The sequence below is a fragment of the uncultured Microbulbifer sp. genome (assembly GCF_947498635.1).
GTDB classification, from domain to species: Bacteria; Pseudomonadota; Gammaproteobacteria; order Pseudomonadales; family Cellvibrionaceae; genus Microbulbifer; species Microbulbifer echini.
Genome location: NZ_CANMKV010000010.1, coordinates 40,184 through 63,127, shown reverse-complemented (window position 1 = coordinate 63,127; position 22,944 = coordinate 40,184). Strand labels below are relative to the sequence as shown.

Here is a 22,944-nt window from a genome sequence, read left to right as displayed (position 1 = left end):
CACTTTTTCACCTCTTCGATATTCATGTGATAACTGTCACAAAAAATGCTTCGCCAATCAAAGAGTTAAAACAACTGAGCAAGTTTGGCGGATAGAATAACGGCCACTGAAAAGAGTAACGCATGGGCAAGACAATGAACTCTCCTACTTCAGCCATTTTACGAGCCCTGGGGCTTCTGTCTCTGCTGATTGCAAGCACCTCGAGCAGCGCCAAAACCCACCCTTCTTATCTCACAGAAGAGTATTGCAGCAGTGTGGTGGAACAATTTGTCGGCTCGGGCATGCGCAGCCTGGGCAAGTATGTTAATGAACACTTCAACCCCGAGTATAAGGGGGGCATTCGCAATACAATCCGCTTTCTTGAGCAGCGATCCGAATGGCTGAATGAATGCAATGAGTACTTGGTAGACACCAATAACACTTACATTTTTCACAGCCAGGATGACACCCAAGACATCTTTATGGCGATCAATGAGTTAACCCGAGAGCTACAACATGTCCGCTCCGGGGTTGAATATCGGGATGATACGGGAAATAACAACCCCGCACCTTTCATCAAACGCCGCTTCACCACCCTGGCACAGTTGGTGGACCGCCACCATACGCGCCTATTAATGAAAAAGCAGTTTCAATAAGCCGTGATCTCACAAAGGTCCCTAGGGCCCGCATACTCAGCGGGCCCCTCCTCCTGGTGAAATTAACCCTTACGTGAATATTTCACTTCTGGTTTAGACGGAGAGTTAACTGTTCGGCGATTGAAGCCCACCATCGAAAAGACTTCCGGCATACGCTCCTTCAACCCTGCCCCAATCCGTGATATCAACGCAGACAGCCTTGGGCGGCGCTTTTCAGCAAAGGGGACAGGCCTACAACTCTGCATAGCGGCAAGCCCGATACGCGCCACAAACAAGCTCGCCCCAACGCCCTGGCCTAGGCGTGCTGACACCGTACCAATTAAACTGTCGCCCACCAGATCCGGCCACATTTCACTAATCGCATATTCACTGGCTCCACTGTAAGCCACCAGCGCAAGCACCTTTTTGAACAAGCGCCAACGCACGACCAGGGACGGCTGCACTCCGTAAATTTGCGCCACATCATCAATCATTCGCAACGATTGGCGCAGAGCCACCAGGATGTCGAGACTGGCAAAGGGACTGAGGCCCACCAAAGCCCCTGTTGTTGTAGAGTGACGCACCACACGCCGCTTGGCCTCCTGATCGAGGGCATCGAGGAAAGTCACCTCTAGATGCTGTAGCAGCTCACTGCTATCGTAGTAATCCGGCGTCTCATCCAGCACCCGATTGAGCAGTACTCCCTGAGGTTTCCCTGCAAAGTGGTCCTGAAGTTGTTGGCGAAAAGGCTCAGCTTCCTCATGGCTGCGACTCTCCCGCATTTCTGCAGCCATCGTCTGGGTTTTTTGCAATTTCCGCAGGGGCCGCCCCGCACGAAAAAATTCCCATAGAGAGCTGGCAATTGCAAATACGAAGGTCGCGATCACCACTCCAGCGAGAACACCAAGGCCCCAATGTTTATCCGCCGCCCAGGTATACAGCTGGCGCAACTCCCACCCAAGCACGGCAACGATCAACGCAATTGTCGAAAATAGTGCCGGCTTCAACCATTTCAAGCGAAAAACAGGTAAGCGTAACTCCGAGAAAGCAATTCGGTCTGGCAGGGACTCTCCTGTGGTAATAGACCTGGGAATATCCCCATCCTCTTCTCGAAGAGCTTCTACCCGTGTGGTCTCTCTGTGCGAAGCTTCCCGCTCTGGCTCCTGTAAGGACTCTATTCGCGTCGTACGACGCAGAGTTTCTTTGTCATCATCCCCCATCAGACCTTATCTCCAAGCAACAAATTCAGAAGCGCATCGACACGAATATGCGGAATGGAGCCCGAATCCATTCCCTGCGGGGGGCGTAACTGGGGCGGCGCCGCACCGGTATAGTGGCTCCAGTCCCGCTCCTCTCTCGGCAAATGAGAGGAAATCTCAGCATTCTCAAAGCCCAAATAACGCCCTTCTAGATCGTGCCCCACCAACATCCGCCGGCCATTACGCTGATCTTCACGAGAACATCGCACCGCAGCAATAGCCTCACTAAAAATCGGTAATCCACGATGCCGGGCTCCCGTGAAAGTTTGCTGTAATTGCTGCCCGAGTAACTGGCGCAAAGCATCGTGGTCGGCGGCCAGCACTTGATCGACCTTAGTAGCGGCAAATAACAAACGATTAACCTTTGGGCGCCACAACTTACTCAGTAAACCGGATTCCCCATAGCGAAAGGTATCGGCTATATGAGTGAATGCCAGGCGCATATCATCGAGGGCTTGCTCCCCAGCAAAAAGAGTACCGATCATATCCACCAACACTAATTGTCGATCGAGGTGCTTGAAGTGACTCTCCAAAAAGGGGGCCACCTGACCCTGCACATATGCTTCGTAATGACGGCGTAAAACCTGGTAGTTGCTCGTTTCTGGCAGCTGCTCCAACTCCCCGGCATTAAACCCGCGCAGATCAAGCAGGGGCAATAAGCTGTAATCCTCTTCATCGAGAAGCGCTCGTCCAGGCTGTAAATAACTGAGCTTGCGCTCACGGCGGCAGTCCAACAGGAAACCGCGGTAATCGTTCCACAACCTCGCCAGCTCAGACCCATTTGCTTCAGCTTGGGGCGATAGAGCCGCCAGGCGAGTTACCAGTTCCGGGGCCAATCCTGCACGGGTATCCGATTCGATAATATGGGCTTGATGTCTACACCACTCACGATAATCCATGCGTAGCATTGGCAGGTCCATCAACCATTCACCCGGATAGTCTCGCAACTCCAAAATCAGAGTCTTAGGGCTGCTGCCACGAAAACGGCCATGGCGCCGCAAGTGAATATGCAACTCCATAGCCGAAACATCGCGCGTGCCTTGTGGCCATTTGGGGGGGTGAGACATCAAGGCGGAGAGACAACTTTCATAGTCAAACACTGGCAGGCCGGAGTCTAGGGCTGGCTTTAACTCCGCGCCGAGCAGATCTCCGTTCAGCGCCGGCGCAAAACCGGGTAACTGTGCCTTTTGCGGGTGGCTCAGCTGGTAGATCAAACTGGTAAGCAGGGTTGATTTTCCCGCTCCACTCAACCCCGTCACCCCCACACAAATACGACGGTCCATGAGTCGCTCGGCGACCCAATGAGATTTTTCCTGTGCGCCACGCCCCCAGTGGCGCAATTTTTCCTTGAGCCGTCGGCTCCGCTCGCCTCGACTACCTGAAGGGCGCTCCGAGCTCTCCTGCCCGGGCCCTGTCACCTGCGATTCCATCGGGAGTTTACTTCCAAAATAGAGAACAGGCCCGAAAAATGGGCCCCAAAAAAGGCCAGGCACTGCCGTTACTGGCAGTGCCTGGCTATGTGCAGTTCGACAGGGAGGAGTTAGTCCACCAAGGCAACGTCGCCCGATCCCATTACGGTGAAAGAATCCCGCTGCGGACGCTTCAGAACAATATCCCCGGACCCCATCACAGAACCTGTCGCGTTATCTGCGCGCAAGCTGCGACCGACAAAGTCGCCAGAACCCATAATGCGGATATTGACATCGGCTACACGGCCGCCTACCCGCATATCACCAGAGCCTTTGATTTCGGCAGAAAGTTTCTCACCGGTGATGCCCCCCAAGAAAACGTCACCCGAGCCACTAATCGCAATTTCACTGGTGACTGATAAGGCCTTGTCTAAGATCAAGTCCCCAGAACCAGTGACATATGCGTTGAGGTTCTCAGCCGCTGCCTTGGCAATTCGCACGGTACCCGAGCCCGTGACTCCAAGGTCAAGACTCTCACTCTCGAGCGATTCCGCCACAGCTTGGCCGGATCCCAGCACCACAATAGCCTCAACCTTTGGCATGGTTACCGTAAACTGTACCTTTTGATCCAGATCGCGGGTGATGGTTATCACACCAAACCAGCGCTGAGTATTATCATCCACAGACAGCTCGAGCGTGTCGCCTTTCAGCTGGGCTTTGGCGTGGGCCATTACTTCAGCCGGGCCCGTAGCATTCACGGCAAAATGGTCCCCCTGTATCACCTCGACATGGGAACTGCCTTTGAGGGATACCCGGGTAAATCCATTGACATCGAAGCTTTTACTTTCCATTTCTTCTGCCTCAGCATGAGCACTGCCAACCGCAAAAAGGGTCAGTAGAGCAATCAGTGGGGCTAAAAAAGCTTTTTTAGTGGTTGCCATTGCAAAATTCTCATAATTATCACTGTCTCGTATTACTAGACTACCCGAGCAGGTGAACTGGATGCAGTGCCATCAGAAAAATTTCTGAGGCACTAAAAGCAAAGACTGATCAGTCTTTACTCAATTTTAACAAGCCTAGCCTAAGCACACTCCGCCTCCGCGCAGCCCAACTTCTGCAGCGCACCGCGGATTTTCTCAGCTTCCATGGCCAGCTGCTCAGATGTTGCATTTTTCTGCAAGGAAAAGTCAAAGTCTGTCAATGCATCAACTGGAATCAGATGCATATGGGTGTGCGGCACTTCCAGCCCGGCAATCATCACTCCCACCCGCTTAGGTGAATAAACTGATTTCAAGCCTTTGGCGACTTTTTGGGCAACCAACATCAAGTGTGCGGCAAGCTCCGGGGGAACCTCATCCCAATGATTAATTTCTTCCACCGGAATTACCAGGCAATGGCCGGGCTTAATCGGGGAAATGGTCATAATCGCAATAGCTTTATCGTCTCGCCAGATAAAGTGCCCAGGTAAGTCCCCATTCAAAATCTGAGTAAAAATGCTTGCCATAATTTGTTCCAACCTGTTGCAATTTTATATTTGGTTCAATCGTGCAGTCTAACATCTACACTATTAAACACAGAGCAAAGTGATAAAAAACACTAATATAAATAGCAATTTTTTATTTGGCGTAGATAAAAGCAAAACCAATAACAACCTGTCGAACAGAATGACAATATTCTTAAAGCAAGTTGGCAGTCCAAGAAGATATGACTTACGCTGCACTGCAATTAATGCTGTACCGTAATTGAGCCAATGCATCCTGTGCATTTTTCGTTATCACAATATTTTTTCGGCTCTGCGGAATTTTATATTTCAGTACCAACTGCTCACCGGGGGGAGAGATATGGACAGCCTGTTAGATCAGGTCGGTGGTGCTAAATTTGTCTGTCATACAGTCAATGAATTTTACGAAACCATAGGCCGACACCTTTCCAATTACGAAACCTGCGATCATCGCAAACAACAAAGCCGCCAAGCACAATTCCTAAACCACGCCTTCTCCGAACAACCCGAGCCAGATCGCAGTAGCCGTGCCAGCTTCCTTGCCCGCGGCCTGAATCCAGCCCTGTTCGACGCACTCCTCGAATACCTTGAGGCCCGCCTGGAAGAGCTAGGCTTTCCCTGGCAGCTCAGTACAGACCTCGTACAAACGGCCAGTAGCCTTTATGGTGGTTGTGAACAGGACCTCTCCATCGCCTGCTGAACCACAGCGCGCCGCATCAGTTGCGGCGCGTGCAACCTCTCAATACAATTGCTCCCTCACAGCCTTTACCTCCCGTTTTCCAGCGCAACGGTAAGCGCTACTTCTATATCAGAATCAGAGACTATTCATGAAGATTGCCAACCACACAGTTGTGGAGATTAACTACACCCTGAAAGATGCAGACGGAACAGTCATTGACTCCTCCGCCAATGGGGAACCGCTCAAGTATCTGCAGGGCGTGGGCAATATCATTCCCGGCCTCGAGCGGGAAATGCTGGAAAAGGCACCCGGGGACAAATTCACTGCGGTAATCGCTCCTGAAGATGGCTACGGCCAGCAGAACCCCGAGCTGATCCAAACCATGCCGCGCAGCGCCTTCGGTGGCGTTGAAGACCTTGAGGTTGGCATGGCTTTTCACGCTCAAAGCACCGATGGCCATCCCATTGAAGTCGAAGTTGTCGATATCGATGGCGATGAAGTCACCATCAATGGCAACCATCCGCTGGCGGGAGTAGAGCTGCACTTTGATATTGAAGTTGTCTCTGTACGTGATGCGACTGAGGAAGAGATCGACCACGGTCACGTGCACTAAACTGCATAGCGGCCCATTTCGGGCCGCCTTCTCTCCCTCATGTCCTCTTCTTCCACAGAAAAAATTGTACTCTTCGACAGCCAGTGCAACCTGTGTAACGGCTGGAGTCGCCTACTTCTAAAGTATGATAAGCACTATCGCTTTACCCTTTGCCGGGTGCAGTCACCGGCTGGACAGTACTATTTAAAGAAACTGGGCTTACCCCTGCATACCTTTGAAAGCGTTATTTTGTTGGAGCGCCACGGGGGGGCTTTGTGCCAATATCACAAGAGCGATGCCGTCTTACGCATCACAAACGGCCTGGGTAACTACTGGCGCTATATTGCATTTTTGCGCTACATTCCACGCCCAGTGCGAAACTGGCTATACGATCTGGTCGCGCGCAACCGCTACCGCTGGTTTGGTCGGCGCAGTAGCTGCCTGCTGCCCTCTGCCGCAGACAAACATCGTTTTCTGGAAGAAGTATCGGAAAAGAATCCTAATGAGCCTGTCTGAACAATACCTGCAACGCTTTGGTGGTATCGGCCGCCTCTATGGTAATCACGCCCTGGAAATATTGAACCGAGCTCATATGGTGGTCATCGGTATCGGGGGGGTGGGCACCTGGACCGCAGAAGCCCTTGCCCGCAGTGGGGTGGGTGCTTTAACGCTAATCGATCTCGACGATATCTGTATCACCAATACCAACCGTCAGTGCCATGCGCTGGCGTCTACCATCGGCCGTATGAAGATCGAGGTTATGGCTGAGCGCCTGAAACAAATCAATCCCGAGATAAAGATCACTCCTGCTGATGACTTTATCGCCACCGATAACTTAGCTGAGCTTATCGACCCGGATTCGGCGCCAATAGATGTAGTGATCGACGCTATAGATAATGCGCGAGTCAAAGCCGCCCTAGTGGCCTATTGTAAAGCACGCAAATTGCGCTTGATCACGGTGGGTTCCGCCGGAGGAAAGCGCTCCCCACAAGCGATTGAATGTGTGGACCTAGGTCGCACGATCAACGATCCCATGCTGGCGAAAGTGCGTCAGCATCTCTATCGCCACCACAACTTCCAAAAAAGTAGCAAACGACAATTCGGCGTAGATGCGATCTACTCCAGTGAGGCCATGGTTTACCCAAAACCCGACGGTGGGGTTTGTCAGCAGAAAAGCACTATGCAGGATGGGGTTAAACTGGACTGCAGTGGCGGCTTTGGCGCCGCCACCATGGTCACGGGTACCTTCGGTTTTACAACAGCCACCCGCGCTATTGAACGACTCCTGCAGTCAAAAAATTAGGCAGGCGCCAGTTGAGCCCTAAGCTGATCCCTGTATCGACGACTCACGGGGATCTGCCGGCCACCCTTCAAATAAACACGTGCATCACCACTTTCCAGGGGTTCAATCTCAGCAATTGAATCCAACCGCACAATAAATGACCGGTGAACACGCACAAAGGCCTCCGGATCCAGGCGCTCCAATAACTTTGTCATGGTATCCCGCAAAGGATAGATCCTGTCACCCAGATGCAGGTTCACATAATTGCCGGCAGCCTCCACCCACTCAATATCCCTCACATTCACCAAAAACTCTTTTCCCAGTTTTTTCACCAACAGGCGCTCAGGGCGTTCAACCGGTTCTACCGGCTGCCCCTCATCGGGAAGCTGTAACATACGTGCCTCTCCCTGCATACGAATGAGCAGGAAACGGTATAGATAGACTGCGCTTAAGAGAGATCCATACGTGCGGAAGTCTTTGAGGTACTCGTAAAAAAACTCAACTGGCCAATTGCCAAAATCGTAGGTACCGCCCCTCAGCTGATAGATCCCAGTTCGCATGGCCACCATACTAATAACATGTAGCAGTGACCACGGCAGGGTGAGCTGTAGATGTATGGCCAGATGGCGCCATACCCTGCCTTGACTCAAGGGGAAGCGACGGTCCCAAACCAATAATAGAGGGAGCAACATAGCCACCGACAAAATACTGGTGCCCTCCCAGACCAGAAATTCCCAAGCTTCAAAGCCCGACTCCCCATTGCGGTGCTCGAGGTACACCACGGTAAACTGCGCCCACCACTGCACCAGAAAAAACAGTGCCCAAAAGCCCATTTCGAACCATCGTCTGTGCGCCAGGTACATCTGCACCGTCATCAATTCCCATCCTGTATAAAATTTCAGCAGCAACTGCTTGCCATTCACCCCCCAAAATCACCACTGATACCTAAAGCAGTGCCGATTGGCCCTTTATAGTGGCGGGCGGTATCTCCTAGGGGGAGCATAACGGCGACTCAATTCATAAGATAAGAGGGAAAAATGGAAAAAGTGACCAAACGCCGCCACGATATCGACGCCTTGCGTGTACTGGCCTTTGCCCTTCTGATCCTGTACCACCAGGGCATGGCCTATGTGGCCGAGTGGGGCTGGCATGTAAAAAGTGTCCACCAGAGTGAGGCGCTTCAATTAGCCATGCTGGCCGTAAACCAGTGGCGTATGCCTCTGCTATTTCTGATTTCAGGCGCCGCGACTTACTTCCTATTCCGCAAGTTAGGAAGCGGTCGATTCCTAATGCGCAGATTGCGACAGTTACTTATTCCCCTGGTGTTTGGCATGCTTGTCATAGTGCCGCCGCAAGCCTACTACGAAGCCCTCAGCAACGGAGTGATTGAACCAGGCTATCTAAATTTCCTGTGGGATTATTTCTCCTTTCGACCCTGGCCTGCCGACAGCTTTGCCGGCAGTCATATCGGCATCACTTGGAATCACCTCTGGTACCTGCCCTACCTACTCTGCTACACCCTGGTTGTGATACCAGTCGCCTGGTTACTACAAACTGTATGGGGTAGCCTGGAAAGCTGGGTAAGCGGTATTCAGGCCTGGCAACTCCTGCTTCTCCCGCTACTGCCCCTCACTCTCTATGGCCTGTACCTATTCCCACTTTTTGGCGGTATTAATCACTCCGTGGTTGGCGACTGGTATACCCATGCACAGTTTTTTACCTTCTTTTTAATCGGCTACTTACTTGTCAGTGTTGAAGCCCCTTGGGGACTACTGAAGCGTCTGCGCATCTACCTGTTGGTTGCCGCACCACTGAGCTTTGGCCTATACCTACTGTTCAACCGAGTATTGGAGGATGGCTCCTTCGCCGGACAAACACGGATTAACCTAATTATTATTTATGCCAACCGTTGGCTATGGCTACTGGCCGTTTTGGCTTGGGGGTATCACTACCTCAACCGCCCTTTCACCTGGTTACCCTACGCCACGGAAGCCGTTTACCCTTGGTATATTCTGCACCAGACCATCACCGTCACTGCAATATTTGAGCTGGGAAGTCTATCGCTGGGACCAGTTATCGAGCCTTTGCTAGTATTCACGATCACTGTCGTAGGATGCTTAATCATTCACGAGCTGTTAGTTCGGCGGCAGCCTCTGCTGCGCGTGTTGTTTGGCCTCAAGCCCATGAAACCCAGCAGTGCAAGGAACACGAGCCCCCAGGCCCAAAGTACCTCACCTCATCTGGATTCAGGTTCACCCCCATCAACCTGATGAAAGGCACGGCGCATTAAAGCGTAGAACCCGTTGCTGCGGGATTGGCTAAGGTGTTTGCTCAATCCCAGCTCCTGGAAAAGCAGAGGCAAATCTAGGGCTTGAATCTCCCCGACAGTACAGCCGTCAATTTGCGAAAGCAGGAGTGCTCCAAGCCCTTTGACTACCCGGCTATCGCTGTCGAGCCCAAAGAAATGGCGCCCGCCCATTTCTCTGTGCACCAACCAAGCCTCGGACTCACAACCTCGAACTAGGTTTTCCGGATTGCGAATACCTGGCTTGCGGGTAACCACCTTACTCCACAGCAATAACTCGCGGTAGCGCCCCTGCCAGTTGCGGTGAGAAGCCAAGCGCTCCAGCTGCAGTTGGGAAAAATCATCACTCGCCCAACGATTCGATGCACTTTCCTGCCCGGACCCCACCAGCTGCTGAACTTCACAATATTCATCCAGAGCCTGTAAAAATGCTTGTATATCGCTGTCGGTATTGTAGGCCGCCACAGATGCACGAACTGTCACCTGATGACCACTGGTCTGCCCGAGCAATTGCGCACAGTGATGTCCCACCCTCACCGCGATATCCCGCTCATCCAGCCAGTGCATCAAATCGGCAGCACTGCCATGGATCGGTACAAAGGCAACTATGCCCAGGTTGTGGCGCTCCTGGCTAATCAGGCGAAAGTTCGGTGAGGCACTTAATTCCCGGTGCAACCAACGCGTCAACCGTTGCTCGTGCTCAACCATAGCGGTACGGTCCTGCCTGGCGAGGAAATCCAATGCAGCCCCCAAACCGGCAAGGGCAGCCAGCGGAGATGTGCCGGCCTCAAACTTATGTGGTAAATCGGCATAGCGACTCTGCTGAAATTCCACTTCAGCAATCATTTCACCACCACCGTGCCAGGGGGGCATCGACTGCAAAAGTGCTTCCCGCCCATAGAGAAAACCGACTCCACTTGGCCCATAAAATTTATGCGCAGAGCACACAAAAAAATCACAGCCAATTTTCTGCACATCAATTCTTTCATGAGCTGCCAACTGGGCACCGTCCACAATCCACAGAACCTGCATTCGCCGTAATAATTGACGAATTACCGATAGATCCGGGCGAAGGCCTATTGCGTTGGAGCCACCCGTCAGGGATACCACCCGAGTACGCTCGTTCAATACCTCTTCAAGTCGATCAAACTGGGGGATCCCGGCTATGTGTGGCACATAACGCAGAGTCAAGTTATGGCGCGCGGCCGCCATCTGCCAGGGCACGATATTCGCGTGGTGTTCGGCCGTGGAAATAACAATTTCATCACCCGGCTGTAATTCACAGCAGAGGCAATGAGCGAGTAGATTGAGTGCCTCCGTTGCGCCGCGGCAGAAAATAATTTCTCTTGTACTGGCAGCACTTACAAACTGTTTGGCTTTATCGCGCACCTGCTCGACCATATCGGTCGACCTGCGCGCGAGCCTGTGGCTGGATCTATGCGTATTGGCACTGCTATGCATATAGTAATCACGCACCGCGTTAATTACCGGTAACGGTTTTTGGGTAGTGGCTGCATTATCCAGATAAACTAAGCTCGCATTTTCCTCTTGAGCAAAAAGGGGAAATTGCTTTTTAAATTGTTCCGCAGAAAAACTCATAGGGAAAATAAAATCTCAGTATTTTTTCTTGTTGCAGCGGCAACTTCTTGCAGGGATGCATCTCGCAATGCCGCTAACTCAGCCGCGATTAACGGTAGATTTTCCGGGCTGTTTCTTTGCCCTTGTCCGCCCGATAGGGGCATATCCGGCGCATCAGATTCCAGCACTAAACTCTCTAGCGGCATCTGTGCAAAGGTTCGACGGGTTTTGACTGCACGCGCATAGGTAATAGTGCCCCCAACCCCCAAATAAAAGCCCATTTTCCAATAGTCCCTAGCCATCTGCTCACTGCCACTAAATGCATGAACCACACCTCCCCCCGGGAGATGGTATTGCTTCAGTAGCTTTAGCACTTCATTGTGAGCCCGATGCACATGCAAAATCAGTGGCAAGCGCAGCTCGCTGGCAATCTCTAACTGAATCTTAAATACAGCCACCTGTAATTCCAACGGAGTATCAATGGCAGCATCCAACCCACACTCCCCAATCGCAACACATGGATTCTGACTGAGATGCTCGGTAAGCCCCTTACCCAATTGGGTCGTGCTCGTAGAACCAGCGACTTGTACAAGATTTTTTTTCACCCACCAGGGATGAATACCTACAGCGGCAGACCATTGCGGCTGGCTATTGACCAAAAGCGCGAGTGGTCGCCACTGTGAAGCACTAACACCAGGAATAACCAGACGGCAGACCCCGGCATCAACACAGCGCTGCCAAACCTGAGCCCGATCATGATTAAAAATCTCAAAATCAAAATGACAGTGGCTATCAATCAATTTCACGAATGCTTCTCTGGTTTTGCCTGTATCTTAGCACGAAGCTCGCAACGGACTCCGAAACTGCTTTTCTAGAAACCTGGCTATTCACCGCTCGTTTTGTCTTTTCCTCCAATACCACCCCCGCCCCCAACAACCCGTTGATTGCACCCTCTTTAGGACAGTAGTGCCCACCCCAATTTAATATCCGCATGGGTTTATACTGGCGCTTAGCCTAATTCCATTAGCGTAAGAACATCTGTAATAAAGAAGATGGGTGGTAGGTGGCAGGTGGCAGGTGGCAGGTGGCAGGTGGCAGGTGGCAGGTGGCAGGTGGCAGGTGGTAGGTGGTAAGAAGCGTCAAAAGTTGAGCCACCTTTATTCAATCGGTGGCTCTTAAAGGTCGAAAATAAACTAGAGCTGGGCTTAGCGGGACACCGTCTGTCTCGCAGTGGCCGCTCTTAGAGCCGCCGAATCCTGCAGCCATATAATATCGCCAGCCTCAATCTGGCTTTCGGTGACATCAGACAGAGTGGCACTGAGGCCCTGCAGGCTCTTTTCTTTTGAATCGGGAGTGCCTATCGGCACCTCAAGCCAAGCCTGACCTTCCTCATCGACCACTTGGCGCACTGCGCCTTTATCCAGAGTGGTTAAGTGCCGGTCAACCGCAGAACTACTGCCCGGCGGCAAGTAAATAGTGCCATTGGTAATATCCACGGCGAAAGCGACAACCCCAGGAATAATACCAAATAGTAGGGCTGCCCCATCCAATAACACTACAGCCGGATCAACACGACCTCCTCCCTGCCCCTTGCGCTCCGGGTATAGAAAATAACCGCAAGCAGTCATATTGATCATCACTGTCAGCAAGCCGCTGAACACAATGCCACGCTTGATATTTCTATTCATGGCCAAACTCTTCTATCTTGATTGAAAATATTTCCCGGCTGCCCGCAAACCCACGAATGCGCTCGACCAGCCCTGCGAACTCCCGCCTAAACATCAGCCCCTAATTAAGCTGTAGCGAAAGATAACCAAATTTACGCCTATCTGCACAAACGTACAACATTTGGCCAGCCGGACTGCCTAAACTTTAACCAGCACTTGTTGCGGTATGTCAAGGAGATGTAGTCTATTTCTGACAGTGTGGAATGACGCACTTGTGATCAGGCCGGGCAGTGAGCAGTCGCCAGGGGTCCGACACCGGAAATTTCAGGGAGCAGTAGTCGTAGTGGGTGCAGCCAGGGAATGGCGAAAGCACGGTATCGAATTCGGTACCGTGCTTTTTTAATTTTGTAAGCGCGAAATTGCACCCAATAGTGGCGAAATCCCCCCCTTTCCACCTGAAAAAATCCCCCCAGAGCTGTATCCTGCGCCCAACAACAAGCGTGGAGCTCTCTACATGTATATCACCAGTGCCTTTGACAGCGGCAATATCGAAGTAGTCAATGCTGACAGCAGCCCTATCGAGCTGGCCATACGCCAGGACAACAACTCCGATTTCTATCAGTGGTTTCACTTTCGACTAGAGGGTGAGGTTGGGGCCAGCTACCCGCTGAGCATCGTCAATGCCGGCAAATCCGCCTACCCGGAGGGCTGGGAAAACTACCGTGTATGCGCCTCCTACGACCGCCAGAATTGGTTCCGAATCGGCGCTAACTACGACGGTAAATCACTCGATTTCACCGTGACCCTCGACGAGCCCAGTATTTACCTGGCTTACTTCGCCCCCTACTCCTGGGAGCGCCACCTAGACCTTTTGGCCTGGGCTCAAAGTAATGACCGAGTCAACATGCAAACCCTCGGCAAAACCCTGGATCAGCGCGACATGACCCTGCTGACCATCGGCGATGCCGAAACGGCAAAGCACCGTGTTTGGATGATCGCCCGTCAACACCCTGGGGAAACCATGGCCGAATGGTTTGTGGAGGGCTTCCTGGAAACGCTACTGGATGACGCCAATCCCCTGGCTCAACAACTGCTGGCGGACACCGTGTTCTATGTGGTGCCCAATATGAACCCTGACGGCAGTGTACGTGGGAACCTGCGCACCAATGCCGCCGGCGCCAACCTCAACCGGGAATGGCTCAACCCCACCATGGAGCGCAGCCCAGAGGTTTTCCTGGTCAGGGAGAAGATGCTAGCGCTGGGTGGGAATATCTTCCTCGATATCCATGGCGATGAAGCCCTACCCTACAACTTTGTCGCCGCTTGCGAAGGAGTACCAGGGTATGATGAACGTCATGCCAAACTAGAAGAGGCCTTTAAGCAGGCTTATGAGACGATTAGCCCCGACTTCCAAACCGAGCACGGCTATGAACTGGATAAGCCCGGCGAAGCCAATCTCACTATTGGTACCGCCTGGGCTGGTCATCAATTCCGCACCCTGGCGTTAACTCTGGAAATGCCGTTTAAGGATAATGATAACCTGCCAGATCCCGTGGAAGGTTGGTCGCCGGCCCGCAGCCAGCAGTTGGCCCGCGATATCCTGTTCCCTATCCGCGAAGTGTTAAAGAATATTAAATAAATAAAACGAATAGCGCGCAGTGGCCGCCTCCAAGTGTTAACTTCAGAGGTGGCCATGAGGATGCAACCTAATTCCGGACATAAAAGTCCAATGACCAGCCAAGCCTATAGAGGATTGAGAAAATTTTTCTATTTACGCAGGCATTGGGGTACAAACACCTTACCTATCGAAACCCATAATTGACCAGTAGAGAGGGCAGCACCCTGATAAACCAATGGCCTAAAAGCCACTTGATCACAAAAAAAATTCCTGCCCCCTAAAAAATACCAACTACGTATTTATTAATACGACTTACCTCCAACAATTCCCCAAGCACAGCTGAATCACGTGAAATGCCGACAAGCCGTCTTGAGCCACAACAATCATTGACACTTTCACTGGCGATCACCCCTGCGAGCCTCCACTCAACACACCCTTAACTTTAAGCGTAACCAATCACTGATCGTGCGATGTAAAGCTGCGCATAAGAATCTGAAAAACCGCCACCCCCACATCGATAAATTTCTTCTCGGACAAACCCAAAGAGAAAAACGGTCAATTACGTAAAAACGTTCTTAACGTAATATTTGAACTTCCCACCCCAAAAACCAGCAAAAAACCAACGAAACCCACAAAAACCTGCGGCGCGACCCGCCACCTATAGACAGAACCAGCAACTCATAGTAAAAACCAAAAAAAAACAATAAAAATCCACCCCTGCATCAAAACATAAAAAAAACTAAATCAAAAAAAATCAACTGACTCCCCTCGCAATTCAAATTTCTGAATTTAAGGGGCAGCCATTCCTCACAAAAACCTCTCCGGAGAATAATAATGACACGCCCTATCAAGCAGTTTACTCAGGCAATAGCATTCGCCCTATTATTTTTCAGTGTTCCTCTCTTAGCCGACAGCGTTTCCGATTTTCAAAACAGCTGGGCAGGCCGAGCTTTGGACTTACAGCGCCAAATCGATAACCACACTCCTATGAGTGAGAACAATATTCTTGGCACTCACAACTCCTACAATTCTGAAGTCTATCGCGCCTGTAATTTTTCCGTAGGCTGTCGCTATCTTGACCCTCAACAGGAATACTCCATCAAGGATCAATTGCGGATGGGGGCAAGATTTATCGAACTGGATGTCCACTGGACGGCAAAAATGGAGAACCTTTTCTCCTACCCCAAACGCCTGCTACTTTGCCATGGCTTCTGCAGCCTGAATGACAAATATGCGACAGAAGGTTTCAATGAGGTGAAAGACTGGCTAAATGACAGTGCCAATCGAGATGAAGTCATCATCTTATACATAGAGGACCATTCGGATGGTCGCCATCAGGATCTCTATGACCAAATCACCAGCCGCTTTGGAGACAAAATTTTCTACAGCGGCGGCTGTCAGAATATTCCCAGCACTTTGACAAAAAACATGGTTCTAGCGGCAGGCAAGCAGGTCGTCGTCTGGAAAGATGGCGGCTGCTCGGGAAACGTCAGCATACAAAATATGGCTTTTACTGGGCTCGGCGACATTGGCCGGGTGTGGGAAGACAGCACCACCATCGGCACCATTGGCGAAATTTTCAGTGGCGGTATCGAGAGAATTACCACCAATGATGTGCGCAACGGCTTTGCCCTGGGTCACAACATTATCAATCTGGACAACATGAACACGAGTGACGGCCGCATTGCTGCCGCCATCTGGTCCTGGGATCAAAACGAACCCAATAACCTCAACAATGAAGATTGTGCAATGCAGCGGGGGAATGGACGTTGGAACGATGCCAATTGCAGCAACCAATACAGTTTCGCCTGTAAGAATGTCGTTAATGGCAGCTGGGTAGTCACCGCCTCCGCTGGGCCTTGGGCCTACGGTAGCGCCAATTGCCAAGCCCTCGGCAGCCAATATGCCTTTGAAGTTCCCACCAATAGCAAAGACAACCAAGCCTTGAAAGCTGCAAAAGAAACCACCGGTTACGATAAGGTGTGGGTCAACTACCAAGATCAATCCAACGAGGGCCAGTGGCTACGCAGCGAGTAACCCTTCCGAGCGGAAAGATCGTAGACCCAGTAAGAGCCCGCCTGCGACAGCAGCGGGCTCAGCACTCTCTATCATCTCACCCTTCGCCACCTGTCCAATAGTCGTTAGTTTGCACCAGATCGGGCATAATCCCTCTATGGGCAAGACTCACAGGACATAATTATGCGAACCCCCTCCCTTTGGCGCCGCCTCGGCCTCACTATTGCCGTCAGCAGCGCACTGACCGCTTGTGGTAAAGACAATCCCGAAACTAACAAGCCGGAAGCAGAACATAGCGCTACTCATGCCGAGCATCAGCATACTGCCGATAGCAAGCTGTCTCTGAGCGATGCTGAGCAGGCACAGGTCGATGCCATAGCCGCTGATCTGCACAAACACATTGCAATCCTCGCCTCCGACGAATTCGAAGGGCGCGCACCCGCCACCAAAGGCGAGGAGCTCACCGTTAATTATCTAGCGGATCAATTTAAGGCTCTGGGCCTAGTGCCCGGCGCAGTTGATGATGCGGGCGAGCCCAGCTGGTTCCAACAGGTGCCTATCGTGGAGATGGAAATAGAAACCACTCCCCTCAAACTCGCCGGAAAAGGATTCGAGCAACAGCTACAGCCAATCGAAGATATGGTGACCTTCACGCAAAGGCAGACAGGCGCCTCCTCCCTGGATAACAGCGAACTGGTCTTTGTTGGCTACGGCATTGTCGCCCCAGAGAATAACTGGAATGACTATGCCGGCCTGGACATGAAAGGCAAAACGGCGGTCATCCTAGTCAACGACCCCGGCTACGCAAGCAAAGATAAGGCCCTGTTCAATGGCAATGCCATGACCTACTACGGTCGCTGGAGCTACAAGTTTGAAGAAGCCGCCCGCCAGGGGGCCGACGGTGCGATTATCATCCACGAGACCGGTGCCGCCGGCTATCCATGGGAAGTGGTTAGTGGCTCATGGTCCGGAGCACAAGTCAGCCTTGAGGCCGAGAACAAAAATGCCGACCGTGTTGCCGTTGAAGCCTGGATAACCAGCCAAGCGGCAAGCGAACTATTTAACGCTGCAGGCCTGAATTTGCAGCAGGAAATGGATGCAGCCAAAACCCAGGGTTTCAAACCAAAAGCTCTTGGAACCACTGCCAGCGTACAGCTGAAAAACAGCCTTAAAAAATCCAATTCACGCAATGTGGTCGCCAAACTAGCGGGTAAAAAGTACCCGGATGAGGTGGTCGTTTACACTGCACACTGGGATCACCTGGGCGTAAACAAGAATGCGGAAGGGGAAGACCGTATTTTTAACGGCGCTGTGGATAATGCCACTGGCACTGCCGGGCTTATCGCCATGGCAGCTGAGGCCGTGAAGCTGGATCGCCCCGAGCGCTCATTGCTGTTCGTTGCCGTAACCGCAGAAGAATCTGGCTTACTCGGCTCCAAATACTATGCGGAAAAACCGGTAGTCCCCCTGGAAAAAACCGTCGCCGGCATTAATTTTGATGCCATGAATGTTCTGGGGCCCGCCCGTGACATTACGGTGATCGGTTATGGCAGCAGCGAGCTGGAACAGCTGTTGGAAGTCTCAGCCAAAGGACAGGGCCGCTACCTGGCTCCAGAGGAGCACCCCGAGCGCGGCTACTTCTACCGCTCAGATCACTTCAGCCTCGCCAAGAAAGGCGTTCCCATGCTGTATTTCGATTCCGGAACCGACAACTTTGAGCACGGCCGTGAATGGGCTCAGACAAAGGGCGCTGAGTACGTCAGCCAGCACTATCACAAGCCGGGTGATGAGTACGACCCATCCTGGAACCTGAAGGGTTCGGCAATGGACTTGCAGCTAGGCCTGAAACTTGGCCTGCAATTAGCCAACGGCCGCGACTGGCCCAACTGGTACGAGGGCAATGAGTTCCGTGCGATTCGCGACGCCAGTGCCGAATCCCGCAAATAACTCCGACTACGCAACAATCTGCCGCGGCGATGGGCCTCCAATCGTCGCGGCAGAATCTCAAACGCCCAATTTCCCCCTACCTCAACCAGCCAAAGCCCTTGTACAGCGCCGTAAAACCGCCTGCAATTTATCAACTGCGTTATCGAGTCCACTTCTGGCGCCCACTAAAAAGCCCGGCTGTTTCCAGCCGGGCTTTTTAGTGGGGCAACCCTCGTGAGGGGGGGGGTGGCACCAAGATAGATTTTAGTGTGCAGAGCATTGACCAACTGCAGCACATCCCTGTGCCAAGTTACACAACCAACTTATTTGCTGGTCGGGTTAACCGTTGATCAGGCGCCGATCGCGTCCTTCTTCTTCAGCTCTTCATTGCGCAGTTCACGACGCAGAATTTTGCCAACATTGGTCTTCGGCAGGTCCTCCCGGAATTCCACCTGTCTCGGCACCTTGTAAGCGGTCATATTTTCACGACAGAAGGCAATGACTTCTTTCTCAGTCAAAGAGGGGTCGGCCTTAATGACAAAAAGTTTAACCTGCTCACCGCTCTTGTCATCGGGGATACCAATCGCCGCAGCCTCTGTCACTTTTGGATGGGCGCTGACAATGTCCTCAATCTCATTGGGATAAACATTGAAGCCCGACACGATAATCATGTCCTTCTTGCGATCCACAATTTTGATGTAACCATCATCCTGAATCACCGCCATATCGCCAGTATTCAACCAGCCATCACTATCGAGGGTGTCCGCAGTGGCTTCAGGGCGCTGCCAATAACCCTTCATTACTTGAGGGCCTCGTACACACAGCTCGCCGGGAGAATTATTCGGCAGATCATTGCCGTTCTCATCCACGACTTTGACTTCAGTGCCGGGAACAGGAATACCCACGGTACCCAGCTGTACGCCATCGGCAGGGTTGAAAGATACAACCGGAGAGGTCTCGGTCATGCCGTAACCTTCCATAACCACACAACCGGTCAGTTCTTCCCAGCGCTTGGCGGTATCCCGTGTTAGCGCCATGCCGCCAGATGCGGTTGAGTGCAGCTTGCTGAAATCCAGCTCGCCGAAATCTTTGTTGAGCATCAAGCCATTAAACAGGGTGTTCAGACCAACAAACCCGGTAAAACGCTGTCCCTTGAGGGCCTTAACAAAACCCGGAATATCCCGCGGGTTGGGGATCAACAGCGAGTGGTTTCCGGTGGAGAACAGACACATACAGTGAATGGTGAAAGCATAAATATGATAGAGCGGCAGCGGGGCAATATAAAACTCCTCACCCTCTTTCATACCGCTGCCAAACGCTTCGAGAACCTGCTGCATATTCGCAACCAGATTGCGATTGGTCAGCATCGCGCCCTTGGCTACGCCGGTCGTGCCGCCAGTGTATTGCAGTACGGCAATATCTTCGGAAGCTCGTTCAACATCTTTGAGGGGCTGCTGTGCGCCAAGAGCGAGAACTTCACGAAAACTCACCTGTTGGGCAAAGGAGAACTCCGGGACCATTTTCTTGATGTATTTTGCGACGCTATTGATAAGAACCCGCTTGAATGGGCTGTGCAGATCCGCAATCTCGGTAACGATCACTTTCTCGACGCTGGTCTCTGCAACGATTGAGGCAGCGGTGTCGGCGATGTTCGCCAAGACGATCAACGCCTTGGCCCCGGAATCATTCAACTGGTGCTTTAATTCACGCTGTGTATACAACGGGTTGGTATTTACCACCACAAGTCCAGCCCGCATAGCGCCAAATACAACTACAGGGTACTGCAGTACATTAGGCAGCTGAATAGCAACGCGATCGCCGGGCTTCAAATTGGTGTGATTTTGCAGATATGATGCAAACTTTGCACTCAGGGTGTCGATATCACCGACCGTTAGAGTGCGCCCCAGGCAGGTGAAAGCCGGTCGGTCACCAAACTTGGCGCAAGCGCCTTTAAATATTTCGAGAATGCTGCGATCAATATCCAACTCTCTTCTCCCATTCCTGATTGTTGTTATCGCTTGCCCGCACCTCCCGTCTTTATAGACGAAACCTGCCATTTTTCGGAGCCAGCGAGAATTTATTTATTGTTTGTAGTATGTTGCGAGACAATAAAAAAGAGGCTTATTTATGCCTCTCCAAACAAATCTCCCTCTTTACTCTGCGCAGGGAATAAACCTGCCAATGCAGCGGCCAACTCTCTATCTCCAGAGTATTGGACATCTCCCAACAAAAAAGCGTGCCGAGCGTTTAAATGACCCTCTAGAATCGCGCTCAACGTGTGATTGGCCATTACCAATATTAGTGCCGGTTCTTCCGTTTGCCCGAACTCAGAAACCACTTCGAGGGTATTCGGAGCTCCCTTTACGTAAACATAAAAGTCACAGGCATCCGGCAGGCGAAACTGTACCCGAGCGAGTGGGTGCAAACAAGCTATGCGCTGCAGGCGCTCCTGAACTGAATCCGGCAATTGCATCGGAATCTCTCCGTCATTGGCCACTTCGGCGCCGGTAAAAAAAACCGCCGGTGATAACCAGCGGTTTTTTAGTGGGATTGGAGTTAGAACGCGAAGTGATCAGCGTCCAGATCCATTAGGTTGGCCGCACCACTCTGCATGGTCGCAGCATGGGTTGCAGTACGCGGAAGGATGCGCTCAAAGTAGAAACGGGCAGTCTTCAGTTTGGCCTGATAGAAATCTTCTTCGGCAGTACCTTCGGCCAGTTTTTCGTTGGCGACTTTAGCAGCGCGCGCCCACAGGTAACCCAGCACGGTGTAGCCGGAGAACATCAGGTAGTCCACAGAAGCCGCGCCGACTTCATCTGGATTTTCCATTGCCTTGCCACCCACGTGCAGAGTGAGGTCACCCCACTGCTTGTTCAGCTCCTGCAGTTTGCTAACGAAAGGCGCCAGCGCTTCGTTATCGATTTCCGCCTGGCAGAATTTGTGTACTTTCTTGGTGAAGCGACGCAGCAGTTCACCTTGGCTCATCAGTACCTTACGCCCCAGCAGGTCTAAAGCCTGGATACCAGTGGTGCCTTCATAGATGGTGGAAATACGCGCATCACGCACATTTTGTTCCATGCCCCACTCGGCGATGTAGCCGTGGCCACCAAAGCACTGCAGACCCAGGTTGGCAGATTCAAGACCGGCTTCGGTAATAAATGCCTTGGCAATCGGAGTGAGGAATGCCAGCGTATCTTCCGCTTCTTTCTTGGCCTCTTCATCGCCCTTATGGGTGATGTCCACCAGCTGCGCACAAGTGAAAACCAGCATGCGGCTACCTTCCGCGATGGCCTTTTGGGTCATCAGCATGCGGCGTACATCGGGGTGAACGATGATTGGGTCAGCGGGGCCTTCCGGATTTTTGGTGCCGGATAAAGAGCGCATTTGCAGGCGATCTTTGGTGTAGGCCAGAGACTTCTGGAAACCAATTTCAGAGTGGGCCACCCCCTGCAGAGCGGTACCCAGGCGCGCGGTATTCATAAAGGTGAACATGTAGTTCAGACCTTTGTTGGGCTCACCGATTAGGAAGCCTTTGGCGCCGTCAAAGTTGAGTACTGCTGTGGCGTTACCGTGAATACCCATTTTGTGCTCCAGAGAGCCACAAACTACACCGTTGCGCTCGCCCAGGGAGCCATCGGCATTAGGGACAAACTTGGGCACGATAAACAGAGAGATACCCTTGGTGCCTGCGGGTGCGCCCGGCAGGCGCGCGAGTACGATGTGCACGATGTTATCCGTCATATCGTGCTCACCAGCGGAGATAAAGATCTTGGTGCCGGTAACCGCATAGGAGCCGTCTGCATTAGGCTCAGCTTTAGTGCGCAGGATACCCAAGTCAGTGCCACAGTGCGGCTCGGTCAGACACATGGTGCCAGTCCAGCTACCCTCTACCAGCTTGGTCAGGTAAACGCTTTTCTGTTCTTCTGTACCGTGCTCTTCCAGGGTGTTCATAGCGCCGTGGGATAGGCCCGGGTACATACCCCAGGACCAGTTAGCGATGCCCACCATCTCGCTCATGATGGTACCCAGTGAGGCTGGTAAGCCCTGACCGCCGTACTCAGGGTCGTGAGGCAGTGCCGGCCAACCGGCCTCTACAAACTGCTGGTAGGCTTCTTTAAAACCTTCGGGAGTTGTGACCTCACCATCTTTCCAGGTACAACCCTGTTGATCGCCAATCTGATTCAGCGGAGCCAATACGTTTTCACAAAACTTGGCACCCTCTTCCAGGATGGCATCCACGACATCAGGAGTTGCCTCCTCAAATCCCAGTGATTCGTAATGCTTATCTGTGTCGAGCATTTCGCGCATAACGAAACGCATATCACGCAGTGGCACTTTGATATCGGTCATCCTGATACCCTCAATTCGGTTATGTTTAGGACCAGCCAGAAACCAGCCAGTCATATTTGTGACTAATTACTAAGATTGGTTCATCATAGTAGTAAGGCTGTCGCACCCTCTATGGCGAAATCCGTCCAAAGCGGTGACAAATCGAGGC

General features: G+C 52.1%; 20 protein-coding genes. 9 read left to right on the top strand and 11 right to left on the bottom strand.

The window, feature by feature from the left end; all coding sequences use genetic code 11:
• Window positions 1–122 precede the first annotated feature (122 nt).
• Window positions 123–635 (top strand): hypothetical protein, encoded by a 513-nt coding sequence (locus Q1A69_RS07205; protein WP_299583273.1) that lies wholly within the window; start codon window positions 123–125, stop codon window positions 633–635.
• A 62-nt stretch (window positions 636–697) separates the two neighbouring features.
• Here Q1A69_RS07205 and Q1A69_RS07200 read toward each other — a convergent pair whose 3' ends face one another.
• From Q1A69_RS07200 to Q1A69_RS07185, 4 genes are all read right to left on the bottom strand, one after another.
• Window positions 698–1,834 (bottom strand): TIGR01620 family protein, encoded by a 1,137-nt coding sequence (locus Q1A69_RS07200; RefSeq protein ID WP_299583270.1) that lies wholly within the window; start codon window positions 1,832–1,834, stop codon window positions 698–700.
• Window positions 1,834–3,291 carry a YcjX family protein gene (locus tag Q1A69_RS07195; RefSeq protein ID WP_299583266.1) on the bottom strand — a complete coding sequence of 486 codons (1,458 nt, stop codon included), beginning with the start codon at window positions 3,289–3,291 and terminating at the stop codon, window positions 1,834–1,836. The genes Q1A69_RS07200 and Q1A69_RS07195 overlap by 1 nt, the downstream gene beginning before the upstream one ends.
• Before the next feature lie 122 nt (window positions 3,292–3,413).
• Window positions 3,414–4,223: a DUF2807 domain-containing protein gene (locus Q1A69_RS07190; protein WP_299583263.1), complete on the bottom strand. Its 810-nt coding sequence runs from the start codon at window positions 4,221–4,223 to the stop codon at window positions 3,414–3,416.
• 140 nt (window positions 4,224–4,363) lie between these two features.
• Window positions 4,364–4,786 (bottom strand): HIT family protein, encoded by a 423-nt coding sequence (locus Q1A69_RS07185; RefSeq protein WP_299583260.1) that lies wholly within the window; start codon window positions 4,784–4,786, stop codon window positions 4,364–4,366.
• 337 nt (window positions 4,787–5,123) lie between these two features.
• Between Q1A69_RS07185 and Q1A69_RS07180 the strand changes: the two genes are divergently transcribed.
• The 4 genes from Q1A69_RS07180 (at window position 5,124) to tcdA (ending at window position 7,357) form a co-directional block, all read left to right on the top strand.
• The gene (locus Q1A69_RS07180) at window positions 5,124–5,483 is read left to right on the top strand and encodes a hypothetical protein (RefSeq protein WP_299583257.1); all 360 of its coding nucleotides are present in this window, start codon (window positions 5,124–5,126) and stop codon (window positions 5,481–5,483) included.
• 127 nt (window positions 5,484–5,610) lie between these two features.
• Entirely contained in the window at window positions 5,611–6,075 is a 465-nt protein-coding gene (locus Q1A69_RS07175) for a peptidylprolyl isomerase (protein ID WP_299583254.1), read from the top strand.
• Window positions 6,076–6,114: 39 nt separating this feature from the next.
• Window positions 6,115–6,570 carry a DCC1-like thiol-disulfide oxidoreductase family protein gene (locus Q1A69_RS07170; protein WP_299583251.1) on the top strand — a complete coding sequence of 152 codons (456 nt, stop codon included), beginning with the start codon at window positions 6,115–6,117 and terminating at the stop codon, window positions 6,568–6,570.
• Window positions 6,557–7,357 carry a tRNA cyclic N6-threonylcarbamoyladenosine(37) synthase TcdA gene (gene tcdA / locus Q1A69_RS07165; RefSeq protein WP_299583248.1) on the top strand — a complete coding sequence of 267 codons (801 nt, stop codon included), beginning with the start codon at window positions 6,557–6,559 and terminating at the stop codon, window positions 7,355–7,357. The genes Q1A69_RS07170 and tcdA overlap by 14 nt, the downstream gene beginning before the upstream one ends.
• On the opposite strand, the gene Q1A69_RS07160 is transcribed toward tcdA, so the two are convergent.
• A complete protein-coding gene (locus tag Q1A69_RS07160; protein WP_299583245.1) occupies window positions 7,354–8,211 on the bottom strand; it encodes a LytTR family DNA-binding domain-containing protein in 858 nt (285 codons plus the stop codon). The two genes, tcdA and Q1A69_RS07160, sit on opposite strands and share 4 nt — an antisense overlap.
• A 162-nt stretch (window positions 8,212–8,373) precedes the next feature.
• Here Q1A69_RS07160 and Q1A69_RS07155 point away from each other — a divergent pair, with 162 nt between their 5' ends.
• Window positions 8,374–9,606, top strand: a complete 1,233-nt coding sequence (locus tag Q1A69_RS07155) for an acyltransferase family protein (RefSeq protein ID WP_299583242.1) — start codon at window positions 8,374–8,376, stop codon at window positions 9,604–9,606.
• Here Q1A69_RS07155 and Q1A69_RS07150 read toward each other — a convergent pair.
• The 3 genes from Q1A69_RS07150 to Q1A69_RS07140 all read right to left on the bottom strand — a co-directional run bounded on the left by Q1A69_RS07150 (window position 9,573) and on the right by Q1A69_RS07140 (window position 12,907).
• Window positions 9,573–11,240 carry an aminotransferase class V-fold PLP-dependent enzyme gene (locus tag Q1A69_RS07150; RefSeq protein WP_299583239.1) on the bottom strand — a complete coding sequence of 556 codons (1,668 nt, stop codon included), beginning with the start codon at window positions 11,238–11,240 and terminating at the stop codon, window positions 9,573–9,575. The two genes, Q1A69_RS07155 and Q1A69_RS07150, sit on opposite strands and share 34 nt — an antisense overlap.
• Window positions 11,237–12,025: a TatD family hydrolase gene (locus Q1A69_RS07145; protein ID WP_299583236.1), complete on the bottom strand. Its 789-nt coding sequence runs from the start codon at window positions 12,023–12,025 to the stop codon at window positions 11,237–11,239. Before Q1A69_RS07145 ends, Q1A69_RS07150 begins: the two co-directional genes overlap by 4 nt.
• A gap of 399 nt (window positions 12,026–12,424) precedes the next feature.
• Window positions 12,425–12,907: a hypothetical protein gene (locus Q1A69_RS07140; protein WP_299583233.1), complete on the bottom strand. Its 483-nt coding sequence runs from the start codon at window positions 12,905–12,907 to the stop codon at window positions 12,425–12,427.
• A gap of 493 nt (window positions 12,908–13,400) precedes the next feature.
• Between Q1A69_RS07140 and Q1A69_RS07135 the strand changes: the two genes are divergently transcribed.
• From Q1A69_RS07135 to Q1A69_RS07125, 3 genes are all read left to right on the top strand, one after another.
• The gene (locus tag Q1A69_RS07135; protein ID WP_299583230.1) at window positions 13,401–14,525 is read left to right on the top strand and encodes a M14-type cytosolic carboxypeptidase; all 1,125 of its coding nucleotides are present in this window, start codon (window positions 13,401–13,403) and stop codon (window positions 14,523–14,525) included.
• Between the two features lie 813 nt (window positions 14,526–15,338).
• Window positions 15,339–16,541, top strand: coding sequence for a phosphatidylinositol-specific phospholipase C domain-containing protein (locus tag Q1A69_RS07130; RefSeq protein ID WP_299583227.1), 1,203 nt, complete (start codon window positions 15,339–15,341; stop codon window positions 16,539–16,541).
• Window positions 16,542–16,703: 162 nt separating this feature from the next.
• Window positions 16,704–18,467, top strand: a complete 1,764-nt coding sequence (locus tag Q1A69_RS07125) for a M28 family metallopeptidase (protein WP_299583223.1) — start codon at window positions 16,704–16,706, stop codon at window positions 18,465–18,467.
• Between the two features lie 329 nt (window positions 18,468–18,796).
• Here the strand turns inward: Q1A69_RS07125 and Q1A69_RS07120 are convergent, their stop codons facing one another.
• The 3 genes from Q1A69_RS07120 to Q1A69_RS07110 form a co-directional block, all read right to left on the bottom strand.
• Entirely contained in the window at window positions 18,797–20,431 is a 1,635-nt protein-coding gene (locus Q1A69_RS07120) for an AMP-binding protein (protein ID WP_299583220.1), read from the bottom strand.
• A gap of 140 nt (window positions 20,432–20,571) precedes the next feature.
• Window positions 20,572–20,919 carry an SCP2 sterol-binding domain-containing protein gene (locus Q1A69_RS07115; RefSeq protein WP_299583217.1) on the bottom strand — a complete coding sequence of 116 codons (348 nt, stop codon included), beginning with the start codon at window positions 20,917–20,919 and terminating at the stop codon, window positions 20,572–20,574.
• Window positions 20,920–21,002: 83 nt separating this feature from the next.
• Entirely contained in the window at window positions 21,003–22,796 is a 1,794-nt protein-coding gene (locus Q1A69_RS07110) for an acyl-CoA dehydrogenase C-terminal domain-containing protein (RefSeq protein WP_299583214.1), read from the bottom strand.
• Window positions 22,797–22,944 lie beyond the last annotated feature (148 nt).

What these genes read in the sequence shown, in the direction of transcription:
- Q1A69_RS07205 (WP_299583273.1), top strand. Translation starts at nt 123, where the DNA reads ATGGGCAAGACAATGAACTCTCCTACTTCAGCCATTTTACGAGCCCTG.
- Q1A69_RS07200 (WP_299583270.1), bottom strand. Translation starts at nt 1,834, where the DNA reads ATGGGGGATGATGACAAAGAAACTCTGCGTCGTACGACGCGAATAGAG.
- Q1A69_RS07190 (WP_299583263.1), bottom strand. Translation starts at nt 4,223, where the DNA reads ATGGCAACCACTAAAAAAGCTTTTTTAGCCCCACTGATTGCTCTACTG.
- Q1A69_RS07185 (WP_299583260.1), bottom strand. Translation starts at nt 4,786, where the DNA reads ATGGCAAGCATTTTTACTCAGATTTTGAATGGGGACTTACCTGGGCAC.
- Q1A69_RS07180 (WP_299583257.1), top strand. Translation starts at nt 5,124, where the DNA reads ATGGACAGCCTGTTAGATCAGGTCGGTGGTGCTAAATTTGTCTGTCAT.
- Q1A69_RS07175 (WP_299583254.1), top strand. Translation starts at nt 5,611, where the DNA reads ATGAAGATTGCCAACCACACAGTTGTGGAGATTAACTACACCCTGAAA.
- Q1A69_RS07170 (WP_299583251.1), top strand. Translation starts at nt 6,115, where the DNA reads ATGTCCTCTTCTTCCACAGAAAAAATTGTACTCTTCGACAGCCAGTGC.
- tcdA (WP_299583248.1), top strand. Translation starts at nt 6,557, where the DNA reads ATGAGCCTGTCTGAACAATACCTGCAACGCTTTGGTGGTATCGGCCGC.
- Q1A69_RS07160 (WP_299583245.1), bottom strand. Translation starts at nt 8,211, where the DNA reads ATGACGGTGCAGATGTACCTGGCGCACAGACGATGGTTCGAAATGGGC.
- Q1A69_RS07155 (WP_299583242.1), top strand. Translation starts at nt 8,374, where the DNA reads ATGGAAAAAGTGACCAAACGCCGCCACGATATCGACGCCTTGCGTGTA.
- Q1A69_RS07150 (WP_299583239.1), bottom strand. Translation starts at nt 11,240, where the DNA reads ATGAGTTTTTCTGCGGAACAATTTAAAAAGCAATTTCCCCTTTTTGCT.
- Q1A69_RS07140 (WP_299583233.1), bottom strand. Translation starts at nt 12,907, where the DNA reads ATGAATAGAAATATCAAGCGTGGCATTGTGTTCAGCGGCTTGCTGACA.
- Q1A69_RS07135 (WP_299583230.1), top strand. Translation starts at nt 13,401, where the DNA reads ATGTATATCACCAGTGCCTTTGACAGCGGCAATATCGAAGTAGTCAAT.
- Q1A69_RS07130 (WP_299583227.1), top strand. Translation starts at nt 15,339, where the DNA reads ATGACACGCCCTATCAAGCAGTTTACTCAGGCAATAGCATTCGCCCTA.
- Q1A69_RS07125 (WP_299583223.1), top strand. Translation starts at nt 16,704, where the DNA reads ATGCGAACCCCCTCCCTTTGGCGCCGCCTCGGCCTCACTATTGCCGTC.
- Q1A69_RS07115 (WP_299583217.1), bottom strand. Translation starts at nt 20,919, where the DNA reads ATGCAATTGCCGGATTCAGTTCAGGAGCGCCTGCAGCGCATAGCTTGT.
- Q1A69_RS07110 (WP_299583214.1), bottom strand. Translation starts at nt 22,796, where the DNA reads ATGACCGATATCAAAGTGCCACTGCGTGATATGCGTTTCGTTATGCGC.